The sequence below is a fragment of the Streptomyces macrosporus genome, assembly GCF_039533145.1.
In the GTDB taxonomy this organism is placed as follows: domain Bacteria; phylum Actinomycetota; class Actinomycetes; order Streptomycetales; family Streptomycetaceae; genus Streptomyces; species Streptomyces macrosporus.
The window spans coordinates 82,258-107,022 of the sequence record NZ_BAAASZ010000028.1 but is presented as its reverse complement, the minus strand read 5'-3'; the positions used below and the strand labels follow the sequence as shown (position 1 = coordinate 107,022).

At 75.2% G+C, this 24,765-nt stretch carries 20 protein-coding genes and 1 pseudogene; 6 read left to right on the top strand and 15 right to left on the bottom strand.

The window, feature by feature from the left end:
* From ABD335_RS21245 to ABD335_RS21235, 3 genes and pseudogenes are all read right to left on the bottom strand, one after another.
* Positions 1-530 (bottom strand): annotated as a pseudogene (locus tag ABD335_RS21245) (hypothetical protein); the annotation flags it as partial.
* Positions 527-2,035 carry a GT4 family glycosyltransferase PelF gene (gene pelF / locus ABD335_RS21240; protein ID WP_344325954.1) on the bottom strand — a complete coding sequence of 503 codons (1,509 nt, stop codon included), beginning with the start codon at positions 2,033-2,035 and terminating at the stop codon, positions 527-529. The gene pelF and the pseudogene ABD335_RS21245, both read right to left, overlap by 4 nt.
* Before the next feature lie 53 nt (positions 2,036-2,088).
* Positions 2,089-4,395 (bottom strand): hypothetical protein, encoded by a 2,307-nt coding sequence (locus ABD335_RS21235; protein ID WP_344325951.1) that lies wholly within the window; start codon positions 4,393-4,395, stop codon positions 2,089-2,091.
* Between the two features lie 786 nt (positions 4,396-5,181).
* Here ABD335_RS21235 and ABD335_RS21230 point away from each other — a divergent pair.
* The gene (locus ABD335_RS21230; protein WP_344325948.1) at positions 5,182-5,313 is read left to right on the top strand and encodes a hypothetical protein; all 132 of its coding nucleotides are present in this window, start codon (positions 5,182-5,184) and stop codon (positions 5,311-5,313) included.
* Complete coding sequence (locus ABD335_RS21225; protein WP_344325946.1) at positions 5,310-6,470, top strand: MAB_1171c family putative transporter; 1,161 nt, start codon at positions 5,310-5,312, stop codon at positions 6,468-6,470. The genes ABD335_RS21230 and ABD335_RS21225 overlap by 4 nt, the downstream gene beginning before the upstream one ends.
* A gap of 70 nt (positions 6,471-6,540) precedes the next feature.
* Here ABD335_RS21225 and ABD335_RS21220 read toward each other — a convergent pair whose 3' ends face one another.
* Genes ABD335_RS21220 through ABD335_RS21200 form a run of 5 tightly spaced genes read right to left on the bottom strand, consistent with a single transcriptional unit; the run spans position 6,541 to position 14,585 of the window.
* Positions 6,541-7,827 carry an ABC transporter substrate-binding protein gene (locus ABD335_RS21220; RefSeq protein ID WP_344325943.1) on the bottom strand — a complete coding sequence of 429 codons (1,287 nt, stop codon included), beginning with the start codon at positions 7,825-7,827 and terminating at the stop codon, positions 6,541-6,543.
* On the bottom strand, positions 7,824-8,804 hold the full coding sequence (locus ABD335_RS21215; protein WP_344325940.1) for a hypothetical protein: 981 nt from the start codon (positions 8,802-8,804) through the stop codon (positions 7,824-7,826). Before ABD335_RS21215 ends, ABD335_RS21220 begins: the two co-directional genes overlap by 4 nt.
* Entirely contained in the window at positions 8,804-10,468 is a 1,665-nt protein-coding gene (locus ABD335_RS21210) for a vWA domain-containing protein (RefSeq protein WP_344325937.1), read from the bottom strand. Before ABD335_RS21210 ends, ABD335_RS21215 begins: the two co-directional genes overlap by 1 nt.
* Positions 10,465-12,825 carry a serine/threonine-protein kinase gene (locus tag ABD335_RS21205; protein ID WP_344325935.1) on the bottom strand — a complete coding sequence of 787 codons (2,361 nt, stop codon included), beginning with the start codon at positions 12,823-12,825 and terminating at the stop codon, positions 10,465-10,467. Before ABD335_RS21205 ends, ABD335_RS21210 begins: the two co-directional genes overlap by 4 nt.
* Complete coding sequence (locus tag ABD335_RS21200) at positions 12,822-14,585, bottom strand: trypsin-like peptidase domain-containing protein (RefSeq protein WP_344325932.1); 1,764 nt, start codon at positions 14,583-14,585, stop codon at positions 12,822-12,824. Before ABD335_RS21200 ends, ABD335_RS21205 begins: the two co-directional genes overlap by 4 nt.
* A gap of 80 nt (positions 14,586-14,665) precedes the next feature.
* On the opposite strand from ABD335_RS21200, the gene ABD335_RS21195 reads away from it, so the two are divergent.
* Positions 14,666-14,989, top strand: a complete 324-nt coding sequence (locus tag ABD335_RS21195; protein WP_344325929.1) for a trypco2 family protein — start codon at positions 14,666-14,668, stop codon at positions 14,987-14,989.
* A gap of 43 nt (positions 14,990-15,032) precedes the next feature.
* On the top strand, positions 15,033-15,551 hold the full coding sequence (locus tag ABD335_RS21190) for an NUDIX hydrolase (protein ID WP_344325926.1): 519 nt from the start codon (positions 15,033-15,035) through the stop codon (positions 15,549-15,551).
* On the opposite strand, the gene ABD335_RS21185 is transcribed toward ABD335_RS21190, so the two are convergent.
* The gene (locus ABD335_RS21185; RefSeq protein WP_344325923.1) at positions 15,487-16,785 is read right to left on the bottom strand and encodes a DUF4132 domain-containing protein; all 1,299 of its coding nucleotides are present in this window, start codon (positions 16,783-16,785) and stop codon (positions 15,487-15,489) included. The genes ABD335_RS21190 and ABD335_RS21185 overlap by 65 nt on opposite strands.
* Positions 16,786-16,843: 58 nt before the next feature.
* The gene (locus ABD335_RS21180) at positions 16,844-17,716 is read right to left on the bottom strand and encodes an LLM class flavin-dependent oxidoreductase (RefSeq protein ID WP_344325920.1); all 873 of its coding nucleotides are present in this window, start codon (positions 17,714-17,716) and stop codon (positions 16,844-16,846) included.
* A gap of 80 nt (positions 17,717-17,796) precedes the next feature.
* On the opposite strand from ABD335_RS21180, the gene ABD335_RS21175 reads away from it, so the two are divergent.
* Positions 17,797-18,279 carry a hypothetical protein gene (locus tag ABD335_RS21175; protein ID WP_344325916.1) on the top strand — a complete coding sequence of 161 codons (483 nt, stop codon included), beginning with the start codon at positions 17,797-17,799 and terminating at the stop codon, positions 18,277-18,279.
* A 35-nt stretch (positions 18,280-18,314) separates the two neighbouring features.
* On the opposite strand, the gene ABD335_RS21170 is transcribed toward ABD335_RS21175, so the two are convergent.
* From ABD335_RS21170 to ABD335_RS21150, 5 genes are all read right to left on the bottom strand, one after another.
* Positions 18,315-18,560, bottom strand: a complete 246-nt coding sequence (locus tag ABD335_RS21170) for a WhiB family transcriptional regulator (RefSeq protein ID WP_344325913.1) — start codon at positions 18,558-18,560, stop codon at positions 18,315-18,317.
* 256 nt (positions 18,561-18,816) lie between these two features.
* Positions 18,817-19,404, bottom strand: coding sequence for a hypothetical protein (locus tag ABD335_RS21165; RefSeq protein ID WP_344325910.1), 588 nt, complete (start codon positions 19,402-19,404; stop codon positions 18,817-18,819).
* A gap of 65 nt (positions 19,405-19,469) precedes the next feature.
* Complete coding sequence (locus ABD335_RS21160; RefSeq protein ID WP_344325907.1) at positions 19,470-20,264, bottom strand: hypothetical protein; 795 nt, start codon at positions 20,262-20,264, stop codon at positions 19,470-19,472.
* 68 nt (positions 20,265-20,332) lie between these two features.
* Complete coding sequence (locus ABD335_RS21155) at positions 20,333-20,917, bottom strand: Rv1352/Rv1906c domain-containing protein (RefSeq protein WP_344325904.1); 585 nt, start codon at positions 20,915-20,917, stop codon at positions 20,333-20,335.
* A 52-nt stretch (positions 20,918-20,969) separates the two neighbouring features.
* Positions 20,970-22,199 carry a DNA sulfur modification protein DndB gene (locus ABD335_RS21150; protein ID WP_344325901.1) on the bottom strand — a complete coding sequence of 410 codons (1,230 nt, stop codon included), beginning with the start codon at positions 22,197-22,199 and terminating at the stop codon, positions 20,970-20,972.
* Positions 22,200-22,430: 231 nt separating this feature from the next.
* Here ABD335_RS21150 and ABD335_RS21145 point away from each other — a divergent pair, with 231 nt between their 5' ends.
* Entirely contained in the window at positions 22,431-24,545 is a 2,115-nt protein-coding gene (locus ABD335_RS21145; protein ID WP_344325898.1) for an N-6 DNA methylase, read from the top strand.
* Positions 24,546-24,765 lie beyond the last annotated feature (220 nt).

The window sequence follows — 24,765 nt, the reverse complement described above, 5'->3', positions numbered from 1 at the left end:
TGGGCGAGGGCCTGGTTCCAGGCCCAGGCGGCGAGCGCGGAGGCGGCCAGCGCGACCGTGCCGGCCGGGAGCCCGAACCGGTCGGGCGTCCCGGTGAGGAAGGGGGCGCCCAGCGCGTAGCCGAGGCCGGGGAGGGTGAACACCAGCCCCCGCAGCAGCGCGGCGAGCGGGTCGGCCCGCCAGGGGTCGGGGGCGGGCGGGGGTTCGGGGAAGGCGCGCGGCACCCGGGCGTACAGCTCGGCCGCGGCCTCGAAGGTGTCGCGCCGTCCGTAGCGGCGTTCGATCTGTTCGTTCGTCAGCCCCTGGGCCTCCAGGTGGGCGGCGATCTCGTCCGGGTGGACGGCCGCGGCGCACACCTCGGCCAGCTCCTCGGCGAGTTCGTCCAGCGGGTCGGCGGCCCAGCTCGGGCGCCGCCGCGGCCGGCGCGTCGGGGCGGTGCGGGAGGACGGGCGGGGCGCGGGACGGGGCGCGGGGCGGGCCGGCGCGGGTGGTTCCGGTGCGCCGGGGACGAGCCTGAGCGTTCCGCTCACCGGGCACCTCCCGCGGCCGGTGCCAGGGCGAGGGTGGGCGTGTCCGTCCCCGTGCCGGGCCGGCCGGACTCGGCGAGCTCGTGGTAGATGTCCCGGAAGGCGCTGATGGTCTGTCGGAGGGTGAACTGCTCGATCACCCGCAGCCGGGCGCCCTCGCCCATCCGCGCCCGGGTCTCCGGCTCGTTCAGCAGTCGCAGCGCGGCCCGTGCCATGGCCTCCGGATCGCGGGGCGGCACGACCAGGCCGCACTCCCCCACCGCCTCGCGCACGCCGCCCACGTCCGTGGAGACCGTGGCGCGTCCGCAGGACATGGCCTCGATGAGGGTGAAGGGGAAGCCCTCGCTGACGCTGGAGAGCATCACCACGTTCCCGGCGGCGTAGGCGTCGCGGATGTCCTCCACCCGCCCCTCGAAGGTGACGGCCTCGGCGACGCCCAGGTCGGCGGCGAGCTTCTCCGTCTCCGTCCGGTACGCCTCGGCGCCGCGCGGGGTGCCGCCGAAGATCCGCAGCCGGGCCGCGGGCAGCTCCCGGCGGACCAGCGCGAAGGCGCGGACGAGCGTGGCCAGGTCCTTGATGGGGTCGATGCGTCCGGCCCAACTGAGCGTCGGCTCCGCCGGTTCGGGGCCGGCGGGCGGGAACGCGGCGGGGTCGACGCCGTTGTAGACGGTGCGTATTCGCTCGGGCGGGGTGCCGCCGTGCTCCTCCCAGCGGCGGTTGTAGCGGTTGCCGGGGGTGACCAGCGCGGCGCGTCGGTAGCCCTCCTCGGCCAGCAGCCGGAAGAAACCCAGCAGCACCGCCTTGACCGGCCACCGGTACGGCTCGGAGCGGCTGCTCAGATAGCGTTCGCGCAGGTAGACGCCGTGCTCGGTGAGGAGGAACGGTACGCCGTGGCGGTGTCGGGCGACCAGGGCGGGCAGGGTGGCCAGCCCGCCGCTGACCGCGTGGGTGATCCCGTCGGTCACCGGCGGGGCGGCCAGCGGGCGCAGGGCGTGCTCCAGCAGGTCGACGGCGGTCAGCGCGTCGTGGAGGGTGGGCCGCGCGGCGGCGGTGGTCAGGTCGGGGCGGTTCCACAGGCGGGCGAGGGTGCGCACGGCGCCCTCCGAGCGCAGGGCGGGCGAGAGTTCGCCCCGGGCCGCGTGGTCGGCCAGGGTGTGGAGGGCGGCGGGGAACCGCTCCTCCGCCGCGGGGTCGAGGAGGCTCAGCAGGAAGTCCTCCAGGTCGGTGAGGACGCGGCGCAGCCGTCTGCCGCGCGGGGCGCGTCCGGGCGGGGGCGGGCCCCACAGCGGGAGGGTGCGGACCTCGCGGACGTGGGCGGGCGTGTCCCAGACGGGGGTCTCGTCCCCGGTGCCGGTGACGGCCAGGACGCGGAAGTCGACGTCCGGCATCCCGTGCACCAACTGGTCGCACCACACGCTGACTCCGCCGTGGCTGTGGGGGTAGGTGCCCTCGGTGAGCAGGGTCACCGAGGGGGTGCCGAAGCAGGGTTCGGCCAAGGGTCCGTGCATGGGGGTTCGTCGTCTCCGAAAAGAGCGGGGCGGCGGCTGACGGGCCCGGCGGTCTAGCGGCCGGTGGTGTCTCCGGGGCCGTACGGCACGGGGTCGGCGACCCCGGCGGGCACGGGGAGTTCTCCGGCGGGCTCGGCGTCCGGTGCCGTGGACCGTTCGGCGTCCGGGACGATCGCGCCGCACAGCTTCTCCAGCAGGCCGAGGAGGTCGAGGAGGCGCAGGAACTCCGGGAGACATCGGGGGTCGGGGGCCTGCGGATCGTCCGGCTCGTCCGGGGTGTCGGGGGTCTCCGGGGTGTCCGGGACGCCGGCCAGGTCGAAGACCGACGCCCGTCCGTCGGCGGCGGGCCCGGCCCAGCCCGAGCGCAGGCCGGCGTAGGCGCCGCCGAAGGCCCGGTCGGTGCCGTCCGTCCGCTGCGTGGCGCCCTCCGGCAGGGTGAGGGGGGCGTGCGTCCCGTCGGGGGCGGTGACGGTGACGGTGTCGCCGATCCGGTGGGCGGTGACGTCCCCGGCGTCCAGCGCCGTCTTCCAGGCCGCGCGCCGCCGCAACTCCTCCCCGATGTCCTTCATCCGCAGGTTGACCAGCGGGGTGTCGTCGGCGAAGAGGTCCGCGTAGTCGTCCAGGAGCCGTTCCAGGACGGGATAGGCGATCCGGTCCTCGGCCAGGTTGGACTGGTGGACGAAGTGCGGGCGCGGGTCGTTGGCCAGCACGTGCCGCAGGGCGATGCGGGCCTCCAGGGGCACGATGTACGACGTGTAGCCGGTCGCCGGGTCCAGCGGGGCGTCCAGGCAGGTGGTGGTGGAGGAGTTCTCGCAGATGCCGCTGCCGCCGTCGGAGGCGCGGGTGTAGATCCAGTTGTACTCGTCGACCTGCTCGGCGGCGCGGCCCGCGTTGTAGAAGACGTTCATCGGGTGGCGGGGCACGGTGCGGGCGGGACCGGCGGCGCGCTGCCCGCTCTCGCGGGAGGCGTCGGAGGCCAGCCAGGTGACGCCGGTGTCGGTGAGCGCGGGGCCGAGGTTCGGGTTGTCCTCCGGCTGCTGCGGGAGGACGGCCAGGCCGGAGTGTTCGCCGGTGACCAGTTCGGTCGGGTCCACGGCGAGGCCGTTGGCGGCGGCCCAGTCGAGGTTGTCCCGGATCTGCGCGGTGACGGTGGACCGGCTCGTCCAGACGGTGTTCCCCCGCTCGTCGGTCTCGCACCGCCACGGCACCACGGTCGTGTTCTGCGCGCAGCCCAGGAAGGGGTGGTCGTAGGTGTGGTTGATCCAGCGGTGGGCGTCCTGGTCGGCCAGGAGCCGGTCGGCGAGGGGGTCGGCGCCGTCGTTCTCCTCGCGGTGGGTGACGCTGCCGCCGCCGTTGAAGGCCATGTCCAGGGTGAGGCCGTGCTCGTCCGACCACCGCGCGGCGTGCTCGGCGTCCGCCGCGGTCATCCGGATCGTGTCGGGCTCCACGCCCTCGCCGGCCTCGCCGCAGTCCACGTCGCCGGGGGTGCAGTTCAGCTCGGTGTTCCAGCGGTCGTCGGCGGCGAGGACGTCGTCGACGTGGACGGCGAAGTGGTTGCGGTCCACGCCCAGGTGGACGCCCTGGGTCAGCCAGGCCACGATGCCGCGGGCCAGCAGCCGGAACTGCTGCTGGTACCGGTTGTAGACGAAGGTGACGACCAGTTCGCGCCGGCCGTCGTGGGCGTACTCGCCGATCAGCGAGCCGCGTGCCGAGGAGTCCGGGACGGGCGCGTCGACGTAGGAGGTGAAGACGGCGTCGCCCGGCGGGTCGGCCAGGGGGACGGCCAGGTATCCGTAGCTCTCGTCGACGCGCGGGTCGTTGTCCTCGAACGGCACCTCGCCGTCGAGGTAGCCGAACGGTCCGGCCTTCCCGGCGTCCGTGACGCGGGCGGTGGTTCCGTCCAGGGGGCCCGCGTGGCCGGGGTCCTGCGGCCGGTTGAGCCCGACGGCCGGGGCGGCGTAGGTGTAGGCGTCGACCTGTCGGACGCCGAACTCCGCCTCGTACGCGGCGAGGGCGGCCATCTCGGGCGAGCCGGCGCCGAAGGGGTTGTCGTCGGGCAGCACCACGCCCTGGTACTTGGCGCGCGGGCGTCCGTCCACGGTGTCGGCGAGGAAGTCCTCGTCCACGGTCGGGCGTCCGTCGTCGGACAGGTCGACCGTGGTGTAGGGGGTGCCCGCGCCGTCGAGCGCGGCGGTGACGGCGTCGATGGCGGGTCCACCGTCGTCGACGACCAGCACCCGCAGGTCGACGCGCGGTTCGAGGTCGTCGGCGGGGTCGGCGACGGCGGTGCCGACCGGCGTGAGGGCCGCCAGTAACGCCGCGGCGAGGCAGGCCGCGGCCGTACGGATCGCATGCCTCATGGCTGTTCTCCCCCCGGGGCGGCGCGCGAGCGGGCGGCGCCGGCCTGTGTCGACGGCGCTCGGGCACCTCGAGGGCGTGCCGTGTCCGCGCCTGTTTCCCCTTGGCAGGTGGTGGCCGCGGTACCCGGGGCTCCCCTCCCCGGTCGGTGTACGGCGGACACCGTGGGCGCCCGAACGGGGCCGGTCGTTGCGGGAAAAGACGTTCCCGGTTCCGCCGGCCTGTCGGTCGCCCAGCCATATAGTGCGTCATCCCGGGGCTCCGCGAACGTCTCCGGGCCAAGACGTCGGAAGCCGTTCGCCGTGGCGTGACCGGAATTCACCGGGGCGCAACCGGTTGTGCGCCCCCCTTTCCGGAACCTCGGGTTCGGCGGCATCTCCCTCGCACGCTGCGTCATCAGTGGTCTATACAACTTCCGGGGCGGGGCGCGTCCCGCGACGCGGGGAGTGACGTCCCCGGCGCGCTCCCACCCGAAAATCGGCCGAATGACGACGGTTCGCTTTGCCGCCTTTCCACCGCCTTCGCCCTGATTCCGGGAGCCGTCTTCCGGCCTCCGGCCCACGATTCGATTCCGTTCGCCGCCGCCACCGGGCCATCGACGCGCCACGTCCGCCGTCTCCGCCGGGGCGCGCGGCTGGACTCGTTCTCCCGCTCCTGCCACCCTCTGTCCCCACGAAGGAGGCCGGGACGGATCACGGGGTGGTCGTCCCAGCCGGGCTCCGTGCGCGGGGAGGCGTGCGCCGCGGCGCACGGCCCACGACGGCGAACGGGAGCGGGAGGCCGGGACGGTGGCCACGATCGTCTTGGAGACCGCCCCGGAGCGGGCCTCGGTCCCGGACCGCGTGGCCCCGCGCTCGTCCGCCGACGCCGCGGCCCGGCGCATCGGCGCCTCCCTCGGAGACGGATGGGGCTGGTTGTGAGTCTGCTGCTGTTGCTGTACGGCGCGGGGTCGTCGCTGGTGCTGGCGTGGGCGGCCCACCGGCTGGCGCGGGCGCCGCGCGACGTGCCGACGTGGGCGGTCACCGGGCTGGTCGCCTGCTGGGCCGCCGCCTACCCCTTCGGGCTGGCGGCCGACCGGAACGAGGTGTTCCTGGGCCTGGCCCCCATGACGTCCCGGCTGCTCCAGCACCTGCTGGCGCTGTCCGCGGTGAACTGCATGGTGTACTTCTACTTCTTCTCGGCGCTGGAGCCGGCCAGGGCCCGCAGACGGGCCGCCTGGTACGGACTGGCGCTGCTGGCCGCGGTCACCGTCCTGACCGCGGCGGTCGCCGCGACGCCCGACGGGGTCCGCACCCGGGACCACACGGTCACCGGCGTGGCGGTGTTCTTCGTGACGGCCGACCTCTACCTCGCGGCGGGCTTCGCCCTGGGCTGGGTGTGGACGCGGCGGCTCGCGCGCGACGCCGCGCCCCGTTCGGCGCGCGGGCTGCGGATCACCTCCGTCGGCATGGCGGCGGTCGTGGCGGCCAACGCGCTGTTCGTCCCCGCGGTGTTGATGCGCTGGGCCGGCGGCGAGCGGGCGCCCGACTCGCTGGACACGGCGGGAGCCGCGGAGACGACGCTGGGCTGGTTCGGCGCGGTCTTCCTCCTCCTGCCGGGCATCGCGCTGATCCTGGTCGGCATCACCTACCCGGCCGCGGCCACGCGGCTGACCGCGCTGCGCGTGTGGTGGCGGCACCTGCGGGCGTACCGCGGCCTGGAGCCGCTGTGGACGGCGCTGCACCGGCACCTCCCCGAGGACGCGTCCCACCGGCCGCCCGCGCGGTCCCGGCGCGACGCGCTGAGCCCGCGCGGGGTGCACCGCCGCTACCACCGCCGGGTCGTCGAGTGCCGGGACGGACTGGCCCGCGTCGGCCTCCGCCTCGCCGCGCCCGACACGGACGGCGGCGGGACGGGCGAACCGGCCGGCGCCGCCCCCGAGGAACCGGCGCGGCGGCTGCGGGAGGCGCTGCGGGCGCACGCCGAGGGCCGCCCGGTGTCCGCCTCCGCCGTGCTCGTCGCCGTGCCGGACGAGGGCGGCCCGGACGCCGAGGTCCGCCGCATGGTGGCCCTGTCCCGGGCGTTGCGGTCCCGGTGACCGGACGGACCGGCCGAACCGGACGGACCGGCGTGACCGGCGTGACCGGCGCGGGGCGCGGCATCCCGCGTCAGCCGCACGCCCTCCGCAGCCAGGGGGTGTCCTCGGGCAGCCCCTCCTTGACGCGCTGGATCTGCTCCAGCAGCCGGACGGGGTCCTGCCGGGGGTCGGCGAGGAACTCCAGGACCTTCTCGTGGAAGATCCTGCGGATCGCGGGCGGCATGACGTCCGAGGCGTCCAGGCACAGCCGCTCGGCCTGCCGGAACTCCCGCACGATGCGGCGGCTGACGGTGTCGCCCTCGGGGTACGCCTCCTGGGTGACGCCCCGGTGCGCGGAGAAGAAGGGCGGGTCGACGCCGGTCGCCCAGGCCCGCTGGGCCTCCAGGGAGGCCAGGAAGCGCATCAGCGCCCTGGCCTGGGCGCTCTCCTTGAACATCGCCGCGAAGTCCCCGGACACCTCGCGGACGTCGCTCTGGCCGTCCGCTCCGGGCAGCAGCAGGGGGGACGCCACGAAGTCGGCGCGGGGGGCCTCGTCGCCGTACAGGCTGCGGGCGAAGCTGCCCTGGTGTTCCAGGTCGCAGTCGCGGTCGGGGTCGAAGAGCAGTCCGTTCCCGTCCTCGGGGCCGCGGTGGTCGGTGGTCAGCGCGGTCTCGGCCGCCCGGTCGTCGCCGGACATGAACGCGCCCCAGGTGCGCCAGGCGTCCACCACCGGGTCGGCGGTCCACGCCATCTCGCCGGTGGCCCAGGCGTCGTAGTCGTCGGCGCCGGACCGCTGGAGGAGGATGTCCTCGATCCAGTCGCTGCCGGGCCAGCCGGAGGTGGCGTCGGAGCCCATGCCGATGCACCAGCGGGCCACGTCCTCCCTGGCGGCGGTGCCGGGCGAGCGCCCCTTCTCGTACCAGACGATGCTCTTGAGGTCGACCTTGACCGGCAGCCAGTAGCGTTCGGACATCCCGGTCGGCTGGGACAGCCAGGGGCCGCCGTACTCGTCGTCCTCGACGATGTCCTCGTCCAGCCGCCGCAGTTGGTTCCGTTGGACGTAGTCGGCCAGGTCCCCGAGGACGGGCAGCACCGCGACGTCCGGCGGGGCGCCCGCGAGCACCCCGGAGAGCAGCACCTCGCGGGTGGCGGTGGTCCCCTGGTAGTCGACGCGGACGCCTTCGTTCCGCTCCTCGAAGCGGTCCAGCAGCGCTCCGAAGGACTCCGCCTCCCGCCCCGTCCACGGTCCCAGGACCGTCAGGACGTGGCGGGGTTCGTCGGCCTGCCGGGCGCAGCCCGTCGGGCCCGCCGCGAGCAGCAGGCACAGCAGGCCGAGCACGGCCCGTCTCGCGCGGCGCGCGCGTCCCGGCCGGCTCACGAGCGGAACCTGTACTGGCTCAGGTGCCGTTGCAGTCCGGCCAGGGACAGCGCCGCGACGGCGAACCCGCCGGCGACGATCACCGCGACGCCGGTCCCCCGGTCGGCCGTGGCGTCCATGGCGCGCGTCACCTCCTCCAGGGCGTCGGCGGTGGCGGCCCTCGTCTCGTCCAACTCCTCCTCCCGGAACCCCTCGCCGACCCGCACCCCGCTCTGCCGGTCGACGACCTCCACCAGCTCCTCGCGGGCCCCCTCCAGCAGCCGCTGGGTGCCCTGCGCCCACGTCACGGGCTTCACCGAGGCCAGGAGGATCAGACACGCCGCCAGCAGGCAGGGGTTCAGGCGCTGCGGGAAGCGCTCGTTCAACTGCCACTGCACGACGGCCAGCGCCACCGCGAGCACGGCCAGGGCCGCGGCGGCCGACTCCCAGGCCGTCCGCCGGGGACCGGTGAACACCGTCTGCTCGGACAGCTTCCGGAGCTGGTCGTCCTGGAGTTCGTCGAGCCGGGCCAGGATGCCGGTCTCCCTGCGGTTGAGGATGGTGTCGGCGCTGTGGAACCACGCCCGGCCCAGGGCGCCCTGCTCGGCGTGGCGCACCGCCAGGTCGATCGCGTCCTGGTAGACGACGAGCAGGGCGGTGACGGTGCTCAGCGCGCGTTCGCCGGCCTCGCCGGCGACCTGCTCGTCGGCGATCTGGGACAGGCTCTGGGTGGCCGCCGCGGCCTGGGTGCGGTAGGTCTCGTCGGTGCCGGCCTCGTCGGTCAGCCCGGAGTCCAGGTGGTCGCGCGCGGCCAGGTGGGCGCTCATCAGCGCGGTGCGGGCGGCGGCGACCTCCAGGACCGCCGGCGCGATCCGGTCCCGTACGGCGCCGGGGCGGCGGTGGGTGTCGTCGTAGGCGGCGGACAGGGCCACCGAGGCGACCGCGGTCAGCGCCAGCAGCACGCCGAGCTGGAGCCGCAGCAGGCGCCGGGTGCCCATCACCGCTCCCCCGTCCGGGAGGTGCCGGGGCGGTGCCCTCGGGAGACGTCGAGGGAACGGTCGAGGGATCGGTCGAGGGGGTGTCCGCAGTTCTCGCAGAACCGTCCCGGCCGCACCCGTGCGGAGCACCGGGCGCAGCGGACCGGTTCACCGCCGGAGGGCGAGGGCGGCGCCCCGCCCCGGCCGTGCGCGCTCGGCGGGGCGGCGGTGTGGCTGCTGCGGACGATCAGCGCCTGGACGCGCCCGGGGGTGATGTCGTCACGGATCCGCACCTGTCCCAGGGCCGCCTTCTCGACGGTGACCAGATCGCGCAGCCGCTCCAGGCGCGCCTCGTCCCTCAGCTCGTACGCCAGGCGCACCGCCCGGCCCAACTCCCGTTCGGCCTCGGCGGTCTCGCCGTGGTAGAGGGCCATGGCGCCGGCGCGGGACGCCTCCCGCAGCTCGTCCTGGCGCCGGAAGTGCCGGCCGGCGGTGCCGAGGTCGGTCGGCGGCGCCTCCTCGCCCGTCCACCGGACCGTGACGTGCTCCTCCCCGGGCAGCTCCACGTCCTCGGCGCCCTCGGCCTCCAGCCGCACGGTGGCGAGCCGCGCGGCGTGCGGCTCCCGGCGGCCGGGGTGGTCGGGGTGGTCGGGGTCGACGCGCATCCTCAGCTCGTACCAGCGGTCCTCGTCGCCCCAGGCCCCGGTGGGGAAGAGCGTGCGGTCGCCCTCGTCGACGGCGGTGTCCGTCAGGTCCAGGACGGTCGGGTGGACCTGACGGAAGAGGTCGACCGACAGGTACGGCGCGGTGCGCACGTCCAGGGTGAGCTGCGGCAGCGCCCGGCGGGTGGAGGCCCCGACCAGTTCGTGGAACAGCCCGGTGAGCTGCGCCTCGAACTCCTCCGCGCCGTCCGCGACGACCGCCTCGGCCCGGCCGTGCAGCCGGTCGGCGATCCGCTGGAGCTGCGCGGCGTCCCAGTCCTCGCCGATGCCCAGCGCGTCGCAGGTGAACTCGCCCGCGCAGACGTCCAGGACGCGCTCCAGCTCCTCGGCCCGGCCGTGCTCGTCCCTGCCGTCGGTGAGCAGCAGGGCGTGGCGGAAGGGCGCGTCGGGGCGCGCGGTGAGCAGCCGGTGGGCCAGGGTGAGCCAGGCGGAGATCCGGGTGCCGCCGTGGGCCTCCAGGGTGCGGGCGGTGCGGCTGCCGTCGGCGACGGTGGCGGGCGTGGCGGCGACGGTGGCGGGCTCGGTCGGGTCCGCGAGCCGGTCCCGGGCGGGGTAGGCGAGCCGGGCGGTGTCCGTCCCGGCGACGAGGGCGAAGTGGGTGCCGTCCGGCAGCCTCTCGATCGCCGCGGCGGCGGCCTTCCGGGCGGCGGCGATCTTGCGGAGGGTGGGGTGGGCCATGGAGCCCGAGCAGTCGATGATGACGACCTCGGACCGCTGCGGAGGACGGCGCGGCACGACGGCCTCCAGGCCCTCCGTGCGGACCTCCACGATCACGTTCACCTCGTGGTCGTCCCGGGCGTCGGGGTCGCCGACGGGGCTGTACTGCTCGCGGGCGTACTCCACGGCCAGGTGGACGCGGGGCCGCCCCGGTTCCGCGCCGGTCGCCGGACGGGCGGTGCCGGGCGTCGGACGGGCGGTGCCGGGCGTCGGACGGGCGGTGCGGTCGGTCGCGTGGTCGGTCATCGGGTCGGCTCCTCGGCCGGTCGGACGAACCAGGTGCGGGGGAACACGGCGTTGGAGCAGTCCACCAGGTGCTCGTTCTCGGCGCGGGTGACGCCGGGCTGGTGGGCCAGGTCGCGGAAGGAGCGCGCCAGCAGCGTGCGCAGGCCGCGTTCGGTGGGGGGCTCCCCCGGCCCGCCGCCGAACAGGGCGCCGCCCAGCTCCGCCGGGGGCGTGCCGTCCGTCCCCGCCGCGCCCCCATCCGCCGCGCCGGCCGCCGGGGCGTTCGCGGCGCCGGGCGCCGTCCCGGGCGGCGCGGTGACCCGCTGGAGCCAGTCCAGCGCCCACTCGCGGATCTCGGCCTCCAGCCGGGCGCGTTCGCCGGTGTCGAGGACCAGGCGGGGCAGCTCCCTCTGGACGGCCGCCAGGCCGCGCCGGTCGGGCAGGCCGTCCCGCCCCGGGGAGAGCCGGGCGGCCCGGATCCGCACCGCGGCGATCCGGACGGCGTCGTAGTGCCGCGACATCGGCGGCACCCTGCCGAGCACGTCGACGGCCTTCTCGCGCTCGCCGCGGGCCAGGTGGACCCGGGCCAGGCCGAAGGCGGCGCTGCCCTGCTGGGTGTTGCGCCGCCACACCGCGTGGTAGAAGCGCTCGGCCCGGTCCAGGTCGCCGCGGTGCTCGGCGCAGTAGCCCAGGGCCAGCTTGGGGGCGTACTCCCCCGGCAGCGCGCCGTGGACCTCCGCGAAGTGCTCCTCGGCGGCCCCCACCTCCTCCCGCGCGAGGCGGACCAGGCCGCGGTGCCAGGCGATGCGCCAGTCGGGGACGGAGTCCCGGCCCGAGGGGAGGCCCAGGATCTCCTCCGCCTCCCGCAGCCGCCGCTCCGCCTCCCGCAGCCGCTCGCCGCGTTCCCGGTCCCCCGGCGACAGGTTGTCGCGCACCTCCAGGTGGGCGCGGCACAGCCGCAGCCGGACCTCCACGCTCGGCGCGTACTCGTCCCCGTCCAGGAAGCTCTCCAGCCGCCGCACGACCGCGCGGGGGTCCTGCGGGGCGGGCAGGCGCAGTTGGACGTCGGCCGGGTCGTCGCGGCGCGGCAGCGGCACCGGCAGCCCCGCGGCGACCCGGGAGGGGGTGGGGCGGCCGGGGTCCAGCGGGGGGCTGGTGACGGTCCGCCGGTAGGCCCGGGCCCGGCGGTCCCGCCAGCGTCCGAGGCCGGGCACGGCGCCGAGCCCCGCGTCCAGCAGGGCGTGGGTGGGGGCGAAGACGTCGGAGGGCCGGGTGTACTGCCGGCCCGTCCGCAGCGAGATCAACTCCCGTAGGACGCCTTCCAGTTGCTCGGACATCTCGGTGGCGGACGAGAACCGGCGCTCGGGCCGCGCGTGGGTGGCGCGTTCCACCACCCGGTGGAAGGAGTCGTGGCCCAGCCCGGTGCCGGCGGCGCCGGGTTCGCCGTCCACGGCGGCCCGGGCCAGCTCCGCCAGCGTCCTGCCGACGGTGTGGACGTCGTGCGCGACGGTGGGCGGCCCCTTTCCGTCCTCGACCTCGGGGGCCGCGTACCCCTTGGTGGTGACGGGCGTGCGGTCCGGGTCGCCGGGCCGCTGCACGCCGCCCAGGTCGATGAGCACCACCCGGTCGCCGCGGTGGATGACGTTGTCGGGCTTCATGTCGGAGTAGACCAGGCCGCGGTCGTGCAGGACCGCCAGGGCGCCCAGGATCCGGCAGCCGTAGCGGGCGACGTGCTCCAGGGTCAGCGGCTCGCCGGAGCCGAACGGTCCCGCCTCCGTCCCGGCGTCCTCCAGGATGCCGCGCAGCGACTTGCCGCCGACGTACTCCATCACGATGTAGTCGGCCGGGGTCCTGTCGTCGTCGGGCTGGTGGGGCACGTAGTCGACGATGCGGACGATCGACTCGTGGCCGATGGCGATCATCTGGTTCCGCTCCTCCAGCATCCGCTCCCGCGCCTCGGGGTCGTGCGGGTTGAGCACGCCCTTGAGGACGATCGGACGGTTGCGCAACCGGGTGTCGACCGCCAGGTAGACCCAGCCCAGGCCGCCGTGCGCCAGCGGGCCGCGGACCTCGTAGCGCCCGCCGTCGAGCGGCTCCCCGGGCCTGAGCTGGGGAAGCAGGGAGTAGCGGGTGCCGCAGTTCGGACAGTAGCCCTCGTACCGGACGGGCGTGCCCGGGTAGCGCGTGCCGACCGTGCGGCGGCACCGGGGGTTCCCGCAGGGGCGGCCGAGCAGGGGCGGGGTGGGGTTCCGCAGGACGAGGGCCTCGGGGGAGGCGGGCGGGGGCACCTCGGGGAGGCTCAGCAGCCCGCGCCCCTCCCCGGTGGGCTCTCCGCCGGGCTCCGGTCCCGCGCCGTGCGCCGTGCGTCGTCCGTTCACCGCCGCCCCTCCGGTTCCTCCCCCGCCGCGTGCCCCTCCGGCTCCCCGTGCCCGTCCCCGTGCCCGTCCGGTTCCCGCGGCGGCCAGCCGAGCACGCGGCGGACGGCGTCCACGTAGCCGGCGACCGCCTCCGCCGCGTCCTCCGCCGCGAACCGCCCGCTGTACAGCGCCCGGTGGGCCGCGCGGTACACCCTGTCGAGTTCGACGTCCTCGATCCGGCCGTGCCGGACGGCCAGTTGGCGGTACGTCCGCAGCTCCCCGCGGAGTTCCGCCCTGCGCTCGTACCCCCTGCGGGCCGTCTCCCAGGCGGCGTCCGCCTCCCGCTCCGCCCGCCCGGTGCGACGTTCCAGACGCTCCAGGCGGTCCTGCGCGGCGCGCGTCCACCGCGGCGTCGGACCCTCTCCGACACGGTGGGCGTGCCGCAGCAGGGACAGGTCCATGTGCAGGTCCGTCACGGCGTCGCCCGGCGGCTCCACACCGGCCAGCCGGGCCCTGGCCCGGGCCAGGCGGCGCAGTCGTGCGTCGAGCGCGTCGAGGCGTTCGGCGAGGGCGCCCATGCGGTGCCGCAGCGCCAGGTCGTCCTCGGTCTCCCGGCCGGGTCGGGTGCCGGTGCCGTGGAAGACCAGCAGCAGGCGGCAGCCGCGCTCGGCGAACTCGCCGCACAGCCCGAGCAGCCGGTCCGGCTCGGCGGACTCGTTCACGCCCAGGAGCGCGACGGTCAGCGGCATGCGGCCGGCGCGCAGCCGCTTGAGCGCCCGCGCCGGGTCCGGCTCCTTGAGGTTCATCCGCTCGGCGACCTGCGCGACCACCTCGTCCACCGTCGCGTCCCGCGCGTCGACGGCCAGGTCGAGGCTGCCGACCGGGGGCACGGTCTCGGCGGGATCGGTGGAGAGCACGGTGGGCGCGTCCACGGACAGTTCGCGGTCGGCCAGGGCCAGGGCGCGCTGGAGGGTGCGGTCGCGTCCGGAGCCCCGCTCGACCTCGGTGACGTGGACCGGCGAGGGGTTCCCGCCCCCGAGCCAGGCGGCGAGCCGTTCGGCGTAGTCGAAGTCGGTCGTCCGGCCGGTGGAGGCCGAGGAGGCCAGGTGCGGCCTCACCCCCGGCGGTCCCGTGACCCAGGGCCGCACGTCCGGCAGGTGCCTGACGATGGTCTCCACCGGGATCATGTGCGCCATCGCCAACGGCGCCGGCCCCGCGGAGTCGAAGTACCGGGTGACGGTGATGCCCAGCACGCTGGGCGGGTCGTTCATGTCCAGCACCGGGCCGCCGCTGAAGCCGCGCCGCGGCAGGTGCGAGGGCGGCAGGTTGAGCTGGACCCGTTCGCCGAACGGCAGGCTGACGGTGGCCGACAGGGCGGCGCCGCGGACGTACCGGAGCGAGTCGGCGTAGCCGCACAGGTCCACCCGCATGCCCCGCATCGCCGCCGCCCGCAGCAGCGGCGCGGAGGGACGGCCGGGCGGCGGCCGGTCCAGGCGCAGCAGGGCCACGTCCCCGCGGTCCTCCCCCTGCGGGGGCACCCAGCAGCCGTCGAGGACGGTCGCGGTGGAGCTGTCGGCCCCCTCGATCTCGGGGAAGTCGACGGTGACCGGAGACGTCCGGTCGACCAGCACGTGCGCGCAGGTCAGGACGGTGTCACCGCCGAGCAGCACGCCCGACCCGATGATCCTGTCCGACCCCTGGGACCGTATGCGGACGCGCCACGCCCCTCGCGCGGCGTGGCCCGTGGTGTCCGAGGTCCCCCGTGTGACACCGTCCCCCATGGCTCGGCAGCATACGCGCGAACCGCTTCTCTCTGTAACCTCTTGGTGTCAAGTCGTAGACGGGGCAGGGGGATCGAGCCGTGACCGACGCACGCGACACCTCGGACGACAGCGAGATCGGACTGGTCGACGTGATCCGCCAGGTCCGCGCGGACCTGGCGGCGGCACAGCGCGAGGGCGACGGCCGCGGCGGCGAACTGCGCTTCGCCGTGGACCGGGTGTGCCTGGAGGTGGCCATCCAGGTCCGCAAGGAGGGCACCGGCCGCACGGGTCTGCGCATCGGCGTGGTGACGGCCGATCTGGGCGGCAAGGCCGGCAAGGACACCACCCACCGCATCCAGGTCGAGCTGGTCCCCCGCCACCGCGGCGGCACGCTCCACGTCGGCGGGGAGCCCTGCGACTGACGGGGGTCCGGGGCCGGCCGGGCGTGTGGGCGGGCGGAGCCCCGTGACCCGTCCGCTCGCCGTCGACGCCGACGGGAACGTCCTGGTGTCCCTGGTGCGCGGGCGCGAGGACGCGCCCCCGACCGACGCGCCGCTGCCCCTCGCCCTGACCGCCCTGTGGCACGCCGGCCGGGTGCTGCTGGTCTTCGACCGGTTCCGGCGGCGCTGGGAGCTGCCGGGAGGGCTGATCGAGGCGGGGGAGACACCGCGCGCGGCGGCCGTGCGCGAACTGCTGGAGGAGAGCGGGCAGCGGCCCGACCGGCCGCCGCGGTTCGTCGGCTGGGCGGCCTTCCTGCTGGGCCCCGACCGGCGGGCCGAGTACGGGGCGCTGTTCACGGGCCGGACCGCCGCTCCCCGTCCCTTCCGGGCGAACGAGGAGATCGCGGACGTCCACTGGTGGGATCCGGACGACCCCTTCCCGGGAGGCGTCCGATCCCTGGACGCCCGCCTCGCCGAACTCACCCGGGACGGACCCACCGGGGGCGGGCCCACCGGGAACGGAGGCTCCGCGGGCTCCGGATGACGCACGGACCGCTCACGGCGCTCCGGCGCCCTGGTCGAACGAGGGCCGCACACCGGCTCGGGCGACGTGCTCCCGCCAGGCGGCCACCTCGTCGGCCGGCGCCCGGTCCGCGCGCCACAGCCGGACCGGGTCCTTGTCGTCGGGGGCGGGGAGCGTCCGGCCGTCGGCGGTCGTCGGTTCCCCGCCGGGCGCGGTCGGACGGGCGGCGGTCCACCTCCCCCCGCGCGTCCCGGAACTCCCAGACCAGGCCGCGCGCGACCACACCCGTGATCGGGTGGTCGCGGTACAGGTGCGCCCACTCCTCGAACGTCCGGTCGCGGTCCTCCTCGGCCAGGCCCCGGAGCCGTTCGCGTTCGCCGCGCACCGTGTCGAGCACGTTCTTGGCGTACCGCCGCATCCAGTCGACGGTCTCGGCGTGGTGGCGCTTCTCGAAGCCGTGCGGTGCGGCGAACGGGTGGACGGTGCGCTGCTCCACCTCAGCGTCGGCGTAGACCAGGCTGACGGTGTGGGCGTCCTCGACGGTCACCAGCGCGGAGAACGTGGGCAGGTGCCAGTGCGCCCCCCGCCCGAGCCGGCCGCCGAAGGCCACCGACCCGTCGGCCCGCAGCCCGAGGGCCGGGACGGTGCGCTCGGCCTGCCGCTCCGGCGGTATCCCGAGCCGGTCGGCCGCCTTGGGCAGCACCCTGGCGTAGAGCCGGCGGTGGGGCCTGCCGGGGATCAGATCGCGGTGGAGCGTCCACAGCGTCTCCAGCGCCGCCGGATCGGCCCACTCCGCCGGCGCGTGGATCAGGGACTCCGTCAACCGGTCGCACGGGGAGAACTCCGGCAGGTTCCCGCCGGCCCGCCGGCCGACCGTCAGCAGGTCGGCGAGCACGGCCGTGTCGCCCGCCGACGTCGCCGCCCACAGGAAGCCGCGGGCCACGCCCAGGTTGGGGTGCCCGATCAGCCCCCTGTCGTCCCAGGAGGCGGAGTAGACCGGAACGCGTCCGGGGCCGCACCGGGCGAGCAGCCGCACCCCGTCGGCCACCACCGCCCGCGCGTCCGGCTCCCGGAGGAGTGCGAGCGTGCGGCGCTTCCAGGTCCGCCGGGGACGCGCGTCCTCCAACGAGGCCAGGTGTGCGACCAGTTCGGCCACCCGGGGCGGGGCGCCCGCCAGGCGCCTCCGCAGCGCCCCGGCCCAGTTGTCGACCGGTGCGAGCACGTCCTCGGGCGGGTCGATCGTTCCGTCGGTCATGCGGGCAGCATGGCAGCTCCCTGCGACAACTCCCCCTCTCCCGGCCCGCGTTCACGGTTCAGGGGACGAGCGGACGGACCTCCTCGGCGGCGAAGCGGACCAGGCCCTCGATGTCCGGTTCGTCGGCGGTGGGCTGGAGGACGACGGTGTCGGCCCCGGCCTCGGCCAGCCGCCTCACGGCCTCCGCGACCGCCTTCGCGTCCCCGGCGACCCCGAACGCCTCCTCCGGGGGGACCGGGCCGCGTTCGAGTTCGGCCGCAAGGCGCGCGTCCGCGTCCGGCCCGGTCGCGGTGTGGAGGTAGACGACCACCCGGTGGCGGCCGGTGCGTCCGGCCGCCGCGCGTCCCTCGTCGGCGAGGCGGCGGGCCCGGCGCACCCCGTCGGGCGGGGTGTCGGCGGTGAGGATGGTGCCGTCGGCGGCCTCGCCGGACAGCCGCAGCGAACGCGGCCCGGTCACCCCGGCGAGCACGGCGGGCGGCGTCCGCGGGGGCCAGTCGAGGGCGACGGCGTCGAGCCGCACGTAGCGGCCCTCGGTGGTGACCTCCTCGCCGCGCAGCAGCGCCCGCAGCGCGTCGAGGTACTCGCGCAGCAGTGTGAGCGGCGACTCGGCCCGTGCGCCGACCTGTCCCATCCAGCTCTGCACGCCGTGGCCGACGCCCAGGGCGAGGCGGCCGGGGAACATGCGGTCCAGGGTGGCGGTCTCCATCGCGGTCAGGGCGACGTTCCGCAGCGGCACGGGCAGCAGGCCGATCCCGACGCGCAGCCGCTCCGTCCAGGCCAGGACCGCGGCGGCACTGGCGATGCCGCTCTCCAGGAAGCAGTCCTCCCACAGCCACAGCTCCTCCAGCCCGGCCGCCTCGGCGGCACGGGCCACGGCGCGCAGCCGTTCGGGGGGCAGTTGGGGACGGAACACCACACCGAGAGCAGTCATGCGTGCCTTCCTACCGGCCGGTCACGGGATCGGCAACGGCGTTCCCGGGCGCGCCGGCCGACCGCGTTAGGGTGTGGCCCGTGGCAGCGACGCACCTTCTGATCATCGGCGACCGGGAGCCGCTCGCCTGGGTCGTCACGGCGCAGCGCATGGCCTTCCCCCGGGGCCGGGTCCCGTCCTCCCTCGCCGAGGGCGACGAGCTGCTGATCTACACGACCCGCGGCTGCTTCCACAATCCCACCCGCGACCTGGGCCGGATCGTGGCGCGGGCGCGCGTCGCCGGTCCCGTCCGCGTCCTGCCCGAGCCGGTGCGGTTCGGCGAGCGCGAGTTCACCGAGGGGTGCGAGCTGCGCATCGAGGCACTGGCGCCGTTCCGCCAGGGGCTGGTGCTGCGCGATCTGGTGCCGCGCTTGTCGGTCTTCCCCGATCCGGCCTCGTGGAGCGTCCGTCTGCGCCGCACCGTCCTGACGCTTCCGCCCGAGGACGCCGAGTTGATCGGCCGCGAACTCGCCCCGCACCTGCGGTCCTACGAGGAGACCGTCGACGGCTACCGCACCGCCTGACGGGCGTCGCCGGGCGTCGCCGGACACCGCCCGCGTCAGGCGCGCTTGAGCCTGCGGCGCTCCTCCTCGGAGAGTCCGCCCCACACGCCGTAGCGCTCGTCGTGGGTGAGGGCGTACTCCAGGCACTCGACGCGCCCCTCGCACGACCGGCAGATCCGTTTGGCCTCGGCGGGTGTCCTGCCCGGTTCCGGGAAGAACGGCTCGGAGCCGATCTGCGCGCACAGCGCGCGCTCCCACCAACCGGGGAGCTGCCTGACAGGGCCGGAGAAATCGATCGCCATACGGGTCACCCTGCCCGCCGTCGATCAACAGGCCATCAACATCCGATCAACGCGCGATGATTCGCCACCGACCGCCCCCACGGCCCCCGACCATCCATCCCCCTCCGGCCCCGCTCTCAACCCCACCGAGGACCCGCCCACGCTCCCACACCGCGCCGATCACCCGTCGCGGTCTCCGGCCCCGGGCGTGTCGGCGCGCCGGCGAGCCTTCGGTTGGAAGGCGGTGCGGCGTACGGTCCGGTGACGCCTCGTGTTGTCATTCACCGATGCTGAACGAGAGTTCACCTTCCCGGAGTTCGGCCTCGGTGTGGGTCAGGGCGCCCCGGTGGGAGACCTCGACGCGGTACAGCTTCGAGCCCGCCGGGATGTCGTCGACCGTGAACGTGAAGACGCAGGTGTAGTCGGCGACCTCACCGGGTTCGAGGGAGCCGGCGGCCACGACGGTGCCGGAGGCGTCGGTGACGGTCACCTCGGTGCCCGCGTCCAGGTCCTCGTAGCCGTTGTCGCCGCTGCACCCCTCCGACAGCTCGGTGAAGCCATCCGGGTCGGCCAGGGTGATGCTCCCACTGGTGCCGAAGGTGTCCGGACCGCCGAACTCCGCGTCGGTCAGCGTCCAGAGGAGGCCGACGGCCGAGGCCCCCGCGACGGCGCCGACGGCGAGTGCGGTGGTGGGCCGCATCGCCCGTACCCGCGCGGCGAGGGAGCGGCGCGCGGTGGCCGGCGGCGGAACCTGTGGGGTCGGCGGGTACGGCGGCGGAGCCGGGACCGGCACCTCGGTGGTCGCGGGAGCGGGGGCCTGCTCGCCGGGGATGCCGTCCTCGGGCTCTCTGGGGTCTTCGGACATGTCGGTGGTGCCTCTCGTGAGGGAGGTGACGGATGGGTGTCGTGCGGTCGGAGCCCTGGTGCGCGTCAGGCGGTGGCCGGGGAGCGCAGATAGCGGATGCCCGCCCAGGTGATCCAGTCGGCGGTATCGGCCCCGAGCTTCCAGGGGCGCTTGAGGAGCACGACCCGCACGGTCCCGCGGTCCTCCAACTCCGCGGGTATGGGCGGCAGGTCCTTCAGCCTCTTTCCTCCCGCACCCCAGTGCTCGTGCCGCGGGTCGCCGACGGCCTCCAGGAAGGCGTCGACGAGCTTCGGCCAGTTCGGGTGTCCCCACCAGTGGGAGCAGGCGCCCGCTCCGTGCGCGGCGGCACGCAGGAACGCATACCGCACCCCTCTCTTCTCTCCTCCCGCGAGGAATCCCGTGAGGGCCCGCTCGGCGTCGTCGGCGTACGTTTCCACGGTGTCTCCGGCCTCGGAGGCGAGCCGGGCCAGCGTCATTCCGTTGGCGAGCGTCCGGGAGGGGCGGACGAGCCAGCGGAAGAGCCGGACGGCGAGTTCCTCCAGGTCGTCGGCGTCGAGGGTGTCGAGGGCGGCCGTCTCGTTGCCCCGGGACAGCCCGTACTCCCGCAGCCAGCCCTTCAGCCTCTGGTGCGTGCCGTACGTGGTGGCCGAGTTGATCCGCAACATGTCACCGTCGGACAGCGGGCCGTCGCCCGCGTGCCAGTTCTCCACTCGGGTGTTGCGCCACGCGCCGTTGGTGAGGCCGATCGCGACGAGCACGGTCACGTCGGCCAGGGAAGCGGGGTCGGACGCCCCCTGCTCCCGGATCATCTGCTCGATGATCTCGTTCTCCTTCTCCGGAGACAGCTCGGGAAGTTTCACGGACACTCCTGACGGGATGGCGGCCTGTCGGCCGGTCACGGTGGAAATCGTGGTTCTGCGGGACCGACTCAGCCGGCCTTCTTCCACTCCAGGCAGCCGTTGGTCTTGAAGACCTCCCCCTTGGCGACGGTCACCCGGCCGGGTCCCTGGAGGTTGTTGTTGGTGATGATCGAGTCGAACTCGCCGCTGGAGTCCTTCGCGCGCTCCCAGTAGCAGCCCCACTCGTCCTCGGGGCCCTCGGTCTTGTAGGTGCCGGGGGCGATGTCCTCGCCGACCAGGTACTCACCGGTTCCGGAGAAGCCGGTCGCCGGCTCGGGCTTCTCGGTCTTCTTCGGCTCGGCCTTCTTCGGTTCGGCGGTGACCGTCTCGGTGACGGTGGGTGCGGGGTCGGCCTCGGCGGTCTCGGTGGCGGTCACCGTCACGGTCGGCCGCGGCCCGGCCTTCGCGGGGGTGTCCGTGGCGCCCGCCTCGTCGCCGCCACCCATGACGGCTCCCACGAGCAGGGCGGCGAACGCCACCGCCCCGTGAGTGATCAACGCCTTGCGGCGCGCGGCCTGTCGGGTGTTCGGGGGCGGCACGGGACCGTACGGGTGGGGGTTCGGAGGGCCGAAGCGACCGGGCTGCTGCGGCGGGGGCGGGGTCGGGATGTTCACGGCGCGTGTTCCCTTCTGTCGTCGGGTCGGGCGGTGGCGAACGAGGGGCGGACTACCAGCCGCGGATGCGGCGGCCGTATTCGGTGTCGGGGTGCAGCAGGGCGTCGGCGACCCGGCCGCCGGAGTCCTTGGCGCCGCCGCCGAAGTTGAGGACTCCCCGGGCGTTGGCGCTGGCCGCGACGCCGTCCCAGTAGCGGGCCTCGCGCTCCCAGCGGACCTGTGCCAGCAGCCGCAGCAGCTCGCCCTCGTTCAGCCGTCCGGCCTCGGTCGTCCAGCTCGTGGCGCGGTGGGCGGCGATGCCGATCCCGGCGAGGACGGCGGGTGCGGAGATCGCCTCGCGCGCCGCGAAGTGCGGGTACAGGTGGGAGATCAGCGTCGAGAGCAGCGGCACGAGCTCCCGCTCGGCCCGCTCCGCGTCGATGCCCAGGACGAGGAGGTCGTCCTCGCGCACGGTCGAGGAGGACCGCTCCAGGCCGCGCTTGCCGTACAGAGTGGTGATCACCAGCACACGCAGCGCCGAGAGGGTCACCAGCTCCGGGTCGGTCCTGGTGAGCTGCCGTTTGCGAGCCTGCACCAGCTTGGCGAAGGGGACGATCCTCCCTTCGTGCTCGACCTTGACGGTGTCGGCGACCCGGTGGGCGAGCTGGGTGCCGATGTCGCGCTGGTCCATGGACATCGCCAGGTTCTTGGCGACGGGGACGCCCTCGACGTTGCGGTCGTAGAAGATCTGCCGGGCGTCCTCGACGCTCAGGCCGAAGTACAGCTCGAACGGCACTCGCACCGTGCCCAGTCGCTCGTACGTCACGCCGAAGCGCTCCGGGGCGTCGTACAGCTCGTGCCAAGCGGTGACCTGGGTCTCCCCGTCGATGGCGACGACCGGCGAGCCGGGCAGCACGGTGATGGTGCGGATGCCGCTGCCGGGGATCAGCTCCTCGCTCACCGCGCCGGGCTGTCCGTCCAGCCACAGGGTGATGGGCGGGGTGGACCAGGCCGAGCCGTGGTCGCCGTTGACGCCGGCGGCGATGTAAGCGGCGTAGGCCGTGACGTTCTTCCCCTTCTGGGACGCCTTGAGCATCCGCTGCACCAGGCCGCGCACCTCGGCGTGGCGGCGCAGGGCTCCGGACGCGTACTTCAGCGCCCTCTTGTCCTCCTCCGCCTTGGGCGAGGGGACGAGTTGGAGCAGCGTCGGCAGGCCCATGGTTCCGATCACCGCGTCCGGGCGGAACGGGGTGACGGTGAGCTGGACGCCCTCGACGGCGGCGGTCGGCATGGTGATGGGCACGAGCGGTTCCCTTCGGTTGGGGTGAGTGGACAGGAGGGGCCCGGCCGCGTTCGGGCGGCCACGGCACGACGGACGAGCACCGGTGAGTCCTGGCAGACCGCGAGAGAGACGCTGCCATCCGGAAGCGTCACCAGAGAAACATGAGCCTGAAAGCATTGTCAATCCAGTTATCGGGCTAGATGGACGGTATAGTCTCTTGGCAGCCAGCCGACCCCGGACGTCAGGAACGTCATGCCGAAGCCATCCGCCCAGGTGACCGCCGCCGACATCTCCCGCATGGCGGGAGTCACGCGCGCCACCGTCAGCAACTGGCGCCGCCGGCACGAGGACTTCCCGGCCCCGGCCGGTGGCACCGACGCCAGCCCGCTCTACGACCTCCAAGCCGTACGCGCCTGGCTGCGGGCGCGCGGCCACGTCGCGGCCGCCACCCCCGCCGAGGAGTTGCGCACCGTGCTGCGTCTCCACTCCGGCGACTCCGCCGCGACCCGCGCCCTCCCTCTCGTCCTGGCCGCCGCGCGCCGCGACAAGGACGCACTCACCGCCCTGACCGAGCTGCCCGACGCGGACCTGGCGACACGGGCCGGCGGTGCCGTGGCCGAGCTGTCCGGGACCGTCCCCGGCGCCGACGCCGTCCGCTACCAGCCGGGCGACGCCGACCTGCTGCGCGCCCTGCTCCGCTGCGTCCGCGACGACGGCGGGCAGAGCGCCCTCGACGTGCTGGCCGAACGGGAGTTGGACGACAGCGCCGCCTCCGGCGCGTACCAGACCCCCGAGCCGCTGTCCGACCTGATGGCCCGTCTCCTCGCCCCGGCCACCGATCCCTACCCGTCACGCGTGTTCGACCCGGCGTGCGGCAGCGCCACCACGCTCGTCGCCGCCGCCCGCCTGGGCGCCACACACCTGTACGGGCAGGACGTGCTGTCGGTCCAGGCGCAGCGCAGCGCCGTACGGCTCGCCCTCGCCGCGCCCGACGCGGACGTCGCGGTGCGCGACGGCGACAGCCTGCGCGCCGACGCCTTCCCCGGCCTGACCGTGGACGGCGTGCTGTGCGCTCCCCCGTACGGCGTCCGCGACTGGGGGCACGACGAGCTGGCCTACGATCCGCGCTGGGCGTACGGCCTCCCGCCGCGCGCGGAGTCCGAACTGGCCTGGGTCCAGCACGTCCTGCATCACCTGGAGCCCGGCGCCCTGGCCGTGCTGCTGCTGCCGCCCGCCCCCGCCGCCCGGCCGTCCGGCCGCCGGGTCCGTGCCGAACTACTGCGCGGCGGTGCGCTGCGCGCCGTGATCGCTCTCCCACCGGGTGCCGCCGCCCCCCTCCACATCGGGCTGCACCTGTGGGTGCTCCAGCGCCCCGAGCCGGACGGCGGCGGCGGCCGGGGCTCGGTGCTGTTCGTCGACACCGCCGAAGAACCGGCCGGGAACCGGCGGGGAACCGGTTCCGTCGACTGGGACCGTCTGACCGGGACGGCGCTCACCCACTGGCGGGCCTTCGCCGAGGACCCGTCCGGCTTCGTCTCCGTCCCCGGCACCGCCCACGCCGTCCCCGTCATCGACCTGATCGACGACGTCACCGATCTCACCCCGGCCCGCCACGTCCGCGCCGCCGGCCCCGCCGCGTCCCCGGCCGACATCGCCCGACAGACGCGCGAGCTGTACGGGCGCCTCACCGAGAGCGTCAAGTCCCTTGCGGCTTCCGGCGGTCATGGTGACTGGCGGCCCGCCGGCGACCAGCTCCGGTCGTGGCGCACGGCGACGGTCTCCGACCTGACGCGCGGCGCGGCGCTCACCCTCCACCAGACGGTCCCGGCCGGCGGGCGGGGGAAGCGGGTCGCCGAGTTGCCGAAGGAGTACGCCGGCCGTCCCGTCCTGACGGGGCAGGACGTGGCCACGGGCACCCCGGCCTCCGGAGAGCTCGACACCCCGATGAGCGCGTATGCCGTCGCCGAGCCCGGCGACGTGATCCTGCCCCGGGTGCTCAGCAGCTACAGGGGGGTCGCCGCCCGCGTCGCGGACGAGCGCGACGCGGGGCACGTCCTCGGCCCGACCCTGTTCCTGCTCCGTCCCGACCCCGACCGCCTGGACCCCTGGTTCCTGGCGGGTTTCCTCAGTGCCGAGGAGAACATCAGCAGCGCCTCCACGCTCGGCACCAGTGTCCGCCTCACCCCCGGACACCTGCGCGTCCCACTGCTCCCGCTGGAGGAGCAGCGCCGCTACGGCGAGGCGTTCCGCCGCCTCCACGACCTGCGCGCCGCCGCCCGCCGAGCCGCGGAACTCGCCGCGGAAGCGGTCGACCTCACCGCCTTGGGCCTCACCAGCGGCGCCCTGCTACCGCCCGAGGCGCCGTAAGACGTAAGGCCGCGAATCGGCTTGATCGCGTCACACCCAGGGTGTCTTGCGTGATCGAGATCTGTCCGGACTCATCCGGTGAGCCCGAGGGCGGCCAGGGCTCGCCGCACAGTTACGGGACGCGGTCAAGGTCGCGACGGCCCAGGCCAAGGAATTGGCGGAGGGCGGACGCTTCGCCCAGGCGGCCGAGGTGCTTCGGGCCGTCATTGCCCCGGCGGCG

What these genes read in the sequence shown, in the direction of transcription:
- pelF (WP_344325954.1), bottom strand. Translation starts at nt 2,035, where the DNA reads ATGCACGGACCCTTGGCCGAACCCTGCTTCGGCACCCCCTCGGTGACC.
- ABD335_RS21235 (WP_344325951.1), bottom strand. Translation starts at nt 4,395, where the DNA reads ATGAGGCATGCGATCCGTACGGCCGCGGCCTGCCTCGCCGCGGCGTTA.
- ABD335_RS21215 (WP_344325940.1), bottom strand. Translation starts at nt 8,804, where the DNA reads ATGGGCACCCGGCGCCTGCTGCGGCTCCAGCTCGGCGTGCTGCTGGCG.
- ABD335_RS21210 (WP_344325937.1), bottom strand. Translation starts at nt 10,468, where the DNA reads ATGACCGACCACGCGACCGACCGCACCGCCCGTCCGACGCCCGGCACC.
- ABD335_RS21200 (WP_344325932.1), bottom strand. Translation starts at nt 14,585, where the DNA reads ATGGGGGACGGTGTCACACGGGGGACCTCGGACACCACGGGCCACGCC.
- ABD335_RS21185 (WP_344325923.1), bottom strand. Translation starts at nt 16,785, where the DNA reads ATGACCGACGGAACGATCGACCCGCCCGAGGACGTGCTCGCACCGGTC.
- ABD335_RS21180 (WP_344325920.1), bottom strand. Translation starts at nt 17,716, where the DNA reads ATGACTGCTCTCGGTGTGGTGTTCCGTCCCCAACTGCCCCCCGAACGG.
- ABD335_RS21170 (WP_344325913.1), bottom strand. Translation starts at nt 18,560, where the DNA reads ATGGCGATCGATTTCTCCGGCCCTGTCAGGCAGCTCCCCGGTTGGTGG.
- ABD335_RS21165 (WP_344325910.1), bottom strand. Translation starts at nt 19,404, where the DNA reads ATGTCCGAAGACCCCAGAGAGCCCGAGGACGGCATCCCCGGCGAGCAG.
- ABD335_RS21145 (WP_344325898.1), top strand. Translation starts at nt 22,431, where the DNA reads ATGCCGAAGCCATCCGCCCAGGTGACCGCCGCCGACATCTCCCGCATG.